Origin of the sequence: Bacillus haikouensis, assembly GCF_013179555.1 — a bacterium.
GTDB lineage: Bacteria > Bacillota > Bacilli > Bacillales > Bacillaceae_B > Rossellomorea > Rossellomorea haikouensis_A.
In genome coordinates, this window is record NZ_JABMCR010000309.1 from 1 (window position 1) to 4,391 (window position 4,391).

The 4,391-nt window shown below is 44.1% G+C and carries 4 protein-coding genes; all 4 read right to left on the bottom strand.

From position 1 onward, the window contains the following. Positions 1–555 (bottom strand): cytosine permease (locus HP456_RS20355; RefSeq protein ID WP_172254507.1); only part of this gene is annotated, 555 nt, incomplete at its 3' end. 133 nt (positions 556–688) lie between these two features. Continuing rightward, complete coding sequence (gene hydA / locus HP456_RS20360) at positions 689–2,116, bottom strand: dihydropyrimidinase (protein ID WP_172254509.1); 1,428 nt, start codon at positions 2,114–2,116, stop codon at positions 689–691. A 16-nt stretch (positions 2,117–2,132) separates the two neighbouring features. Continuing rightward, positions 2,133–3,419, bottom strand: a complete 1,287-nt coding sequence (gene preA / locus HP456_RS20365; RefSeq protein ID WP_172254511.1) for an NAD-dependent dihydropyrimidine dehydrogenase subunit PreA — start codon at positions 3,417–3,419, stop codon at positions 2,133–2,135. A gap of 23 nt (positions 3,420–3,442) precedes the next feature. After that, a partial coding sequence (locus HP456_RS20370; protein WP_172254513.1) for an FAD-dependent oxidoreductase occupies positions 3,443–4,391 on the bottom strand: 949 nt, incomplete at its 5' end.

Consider the following 4,391-nt stretch of genomic DNA (forward strand, 5'->3'; position numbering starts at 1 on the left):
TGCCGAGTCAGACAGGGAAGAATACATCCATACTGATATGATGATAATCACAGGAGCTGCAAGGTCGGCAAACCGCTCTACCGCCTTTATCCCTAAGGCCGTGTTAACTAATTGAAGAAGGGCAAATATGATGAAACATATAAACCAATTATCAAAACCATAAAGTATATTTAAGATGCCATTCATAGCTGTGGCTCCGAAATACGTGTTAATACCAAACCACATGGAAGCGGCAACACCTCGGACAACCGATGGAATATGTGTTCCCAATGTCCCGAAAGGAGCCCTCATATAAACCGGAAAAGACAATCCGTGTTCAACCCCTATATCACCTGTCAAGGTAATGAATAAGCCGATTGCCAAAGAACCGATCAGGGTTGCCAGCAGGACAAGTGGAAGCGGTAATGACATAACACCGGACCCACCGATAGCAAAGGTAGCAAGAACAACCACCATCCCTATCCACATAAAAGAATAACCGGATTTCGTTATTTTTCTTTCACTTTCTTTAATTGGTAATAGATCAGGTGACTTTAAATAGCTTGTTTTCAACATGAACACTCCTTTTTGTTTGTTGCAAATGGCAAAACCAAACTTTAACAAAGAGAGGCATGAGAGTAGAAGATAGCTTCTACTCTGCATACAGGAGCTGTTCTATAATGAAGAAATTTCCATAAGTCGAATGTGATCAGGATTTAGAAGGTTGTAAGGATTCGCTCTCTTCTCGTAAAAGATGTTTTCCGTATCTCGCTCTCTTGACATATTTCCCATTCCCCAATTTGCCTGCGAATTGCTTATCTTTAATGACGTATTCCCCTCTTGACAATACGGATACAGGTTCCCCTTTGATCTTCATACCTTCAAAAGGGTTATAGTCTGCTGCCATATGGTGACTCTCTGCGGAAATGATTCTTTCTGCATTTGGATCAAAAATGACAATATCTGCATCCGAACCTGCCGCAATGGTTCCTTTTTGAGGATATAGCCCAAAGAGCTTGGCACTTCGTGTAGACATAATATCGACAAACTGATTTAAGGTAATTCTGCCCTTTTCAACTCCTTCTGAGAATAATATGGATACACGGTCCTCAATGATCGGTCCGCCATTCGGGATTTTGGTGAAGTCTTCCAGACCAAGATCTTTCTGTCCTTTAAAATCAAATGAACATTGATCGGAACCCAGTGTCTGGAGTTCTCCGCTTTTCAGGGCATTCCATAATACTTCCTGGTTCCACTTTTCACGAAGCGGAGGTGACCATACGTACTTGGCACCTTCAAAGTTTGGACGTTCCAAATAAGATTGATCAAGGACCAAATACTGAGGACAGGTTTCCCCCCAGACATTAAGTCCCTTGCTTCTGGCTTCGGCTATTTGTTTCACAGCCTCTTGGCAGGAAACATGGACCACGTATAACTGAGAATCAGCAAGACCCGTCAGCTTCGCAGCCCTTCCTGTTGCTTCTCCTTCAAGTTCGGGAGGTCGGGTCAATGCATGGTATATTGGATCCGTTTTACCTTCAGCCAATGCCTGCTCGGTCAAATATTCAATGACATCACCATTTTCGGCATGCACCATGACGAGGGCACCAAGTTTCTTGGCTGCGATCAAAGTTCGAAAAAGTGTTTCATCATCAGCCTGGAACACATTTTTATATGCCATAAAGACTTTAAACGAAGTTATACCTTCATTTTCGATAACTTCAGGAAGCTGACTTAACACTTCTTGATTGATTTCTCCAATCATTAAATGAAAACTGTAATCGATCACCGCCTTGTCCTTGGATTTTGCATGCCAAGTATCAATCGCATTTTGGAGAGGCTCTCCCTTATTAGTTAAACAAAAATCGATCAGGGTGGTGGTTCCTCCAAATGCGGCAGCTATCGTCCCTGTTTCGAAGTCGTCCTTTGAAACAGTGCCGCCGAATGGCATTTCAAGATGTGTATGCGGATCTATCCCTCCCGGAAATATATACTTTCCGTCTGCATTGATGACTTCTGCATCACTGATATCAAAGTCCTTTCCTATACTGCATATTTTTCCATCTTCAATGAGTATGTCCGCTTTATAAGTATCAGCTGCTGTAACAATTGTTCCGTTCTGGATTACTTTTTTCATTCTTCACCCTCCTGATTTATTTCACTGTATCAATTTCACATTGTGACAGTTTACCGACTGCAGCCTGCCGTTCATTCCATGTCATCGGCATATGCCCGCTCGGAACCTCAATCATATCTATCGCTCCATCTACCGGACAGACGATAGAACATAAATTACACCCCACACAATCCTCTTCACGAACTTTCAGGTAGCTATTGCCATCTGGATCTTTAAGCATATCAATGCATTGATGAGAAGTATCCTCACAAGCTATATGGCATTTATTGCAATTGATGCATACATCAGTGTTTATTTTCGCCACCACGCTGTAGTTAAGGTCTAAGTTCCCCCAGTCAGAATATCTCGGAACTGATTTACCGACCAAGTCCTGAACAGAAGCGATACCTTTCTGATCCAGGTAATTGTTCAGACCGTCCAGCATATCTTCAACAATTCTGAAACCGTGATGCATTGCAGCTGTACAAACCTGAACACCCGATGCACCCATAAGCATGTATTCTACTGCGTCCTGCCAGTTCGATACTCCCCCCATGCCTGATATCGGAACATTAATCCGGGGGTTACGGGCACATTCTGCCACCATATTCAAAGCTATGGGTTTGACTGCCGGTCCGCAATAGCCTCCATGTGCACCTTTTCCCGCAACATGGGGGATGGTGTTCCAGGAATCGATATCGACCCCTGCCAGACTATTGATCGTATTAATCATACTGACCGCGTCTGCTCCTCCTTTCACGGCTGATTCTGCTGTCACGGTGATATCCGTTATATTCGGAGTCAATTTTACGATTACAGGTGTCTTTGCCACTTCTTTCGTCCAATACGTCTGTTTTTCTACTAATTCAGGTACTTGACCAGATGCAGCACCCATTCCCCTTTCAGCCATTCCATGCGGGCAGCCGAAATTAAGTTCCAAACCGTCGACACCTACGTCTTCAACCTTTTTGACAATCTCATGCCATTTCTCCTGCTTTGGTTCCACCATTAATGAAGCAATGATTGCATGATTGGGAAAACGCTTCTTAGTTTCATAGATTTCCTTTAGATTCACTTCCAATGGTCGATCCGTTATCAGCTCGATGTTATTAAAGCCAGCCACTCGCTGGCCATTATAGCTTACGGCAGCAAACCTGGATGATACGTTGATGATCGGCTCACCTAATGTTTTCCAGACTGCCCCTCCCCACCCCGCTTCAAACGCTCTCTGTACCTGATAACCGGAATTGGTTGGCGGCGCGGATGCCAGCCAAAATGGATTAGGAGATTTTATTCCTGCTAAATCAATATTTAAATCTGCCATGTGTTTCCCCCCTCTAACAAATCTTAATTCATTTGAAGTGACGTCAGTTGTCTATGAAGGTGGTATGCAGCCTGCTTCCCCTGTTCAGCGGCTGTCACGACCATTGCTTCTCCAATTCCTTTACCGAAGATCACATCTCCACATGCCAACACCTTCGGATTGGACGTTTGAAGGGTTTCCCTGTCAACTTGAACAACTCCGTCCCTATGTTCTAATTGAAATTGATCGATTAAGGTGCGATGCCTTGTTTGACCTATTGCTTTAATTACGGCATCAACAGGCAGGATGAATTCAGAACCTTCCACAGGTACAGGTCGCCGCCTTCCATCATCTCCAGGTTCACCCAGCTTCATTTTGAAGCATTCTATTCCTATAACCCTGCCGTCCTCGTTCCCTATGATTCTCTTAGGAGCAGTCAGCCAGCGAAATTCCACCCCATCCTGCTTAGCAAATTCATATTCGAAATCATAGGCAGTCATTTCTTCCATTGTGCGGCGGTATAGTATTTTCACATTTTCTGCCCCTAATCGAACAGAACAAGTGGCACCATCAATGGCAGTATTACCTGCACCGATTACAACTACTTTTTTCCCTACATACTCTTTGGATATATCACCGCTTTTTGTAGATTTCACAAATTCAATGGCATCATGAACACCATCAAGGTGCTCCCCTTCGATATTCAACGGGGGTACATGGGCCATGCCTGCAGCCAGAATGACATAATCATGGCTGTCGAGTACTTCTTCCGCAGAAATATCCTCACCTACCTTGGTGTTAGTACGTATCTTAACGTTCATGTTCCTGACCTGATCCACTTCCCAAAATGAAATGCTCTGAGGAAGCCGGAAAGAAACAATGCCATAAGTGTTCAGACCTCCTGCTTCTTTTGCCGCTTCATAAATGGTCACTTCATAACCAAGTCTCGCTAATTCCCTGGCTGAGGAAAGACCTGCCGGCCCTCCTCCGATT

Coding starts and splice junctions, on each gene's coding strand:
- hydA (WP_172254509.1), bottom strand. CDS start 2,116: ATGAAAAAAGTAATCCAGAACGGAACAATTGTTACAGCAGCTGATACT.
- preA (WP_172254511.1), bottom strand. CDS start 3,419: ATGGCAGATTTAAATATTGATTTAGCAGGAATAAAATCTCCTAATCCA.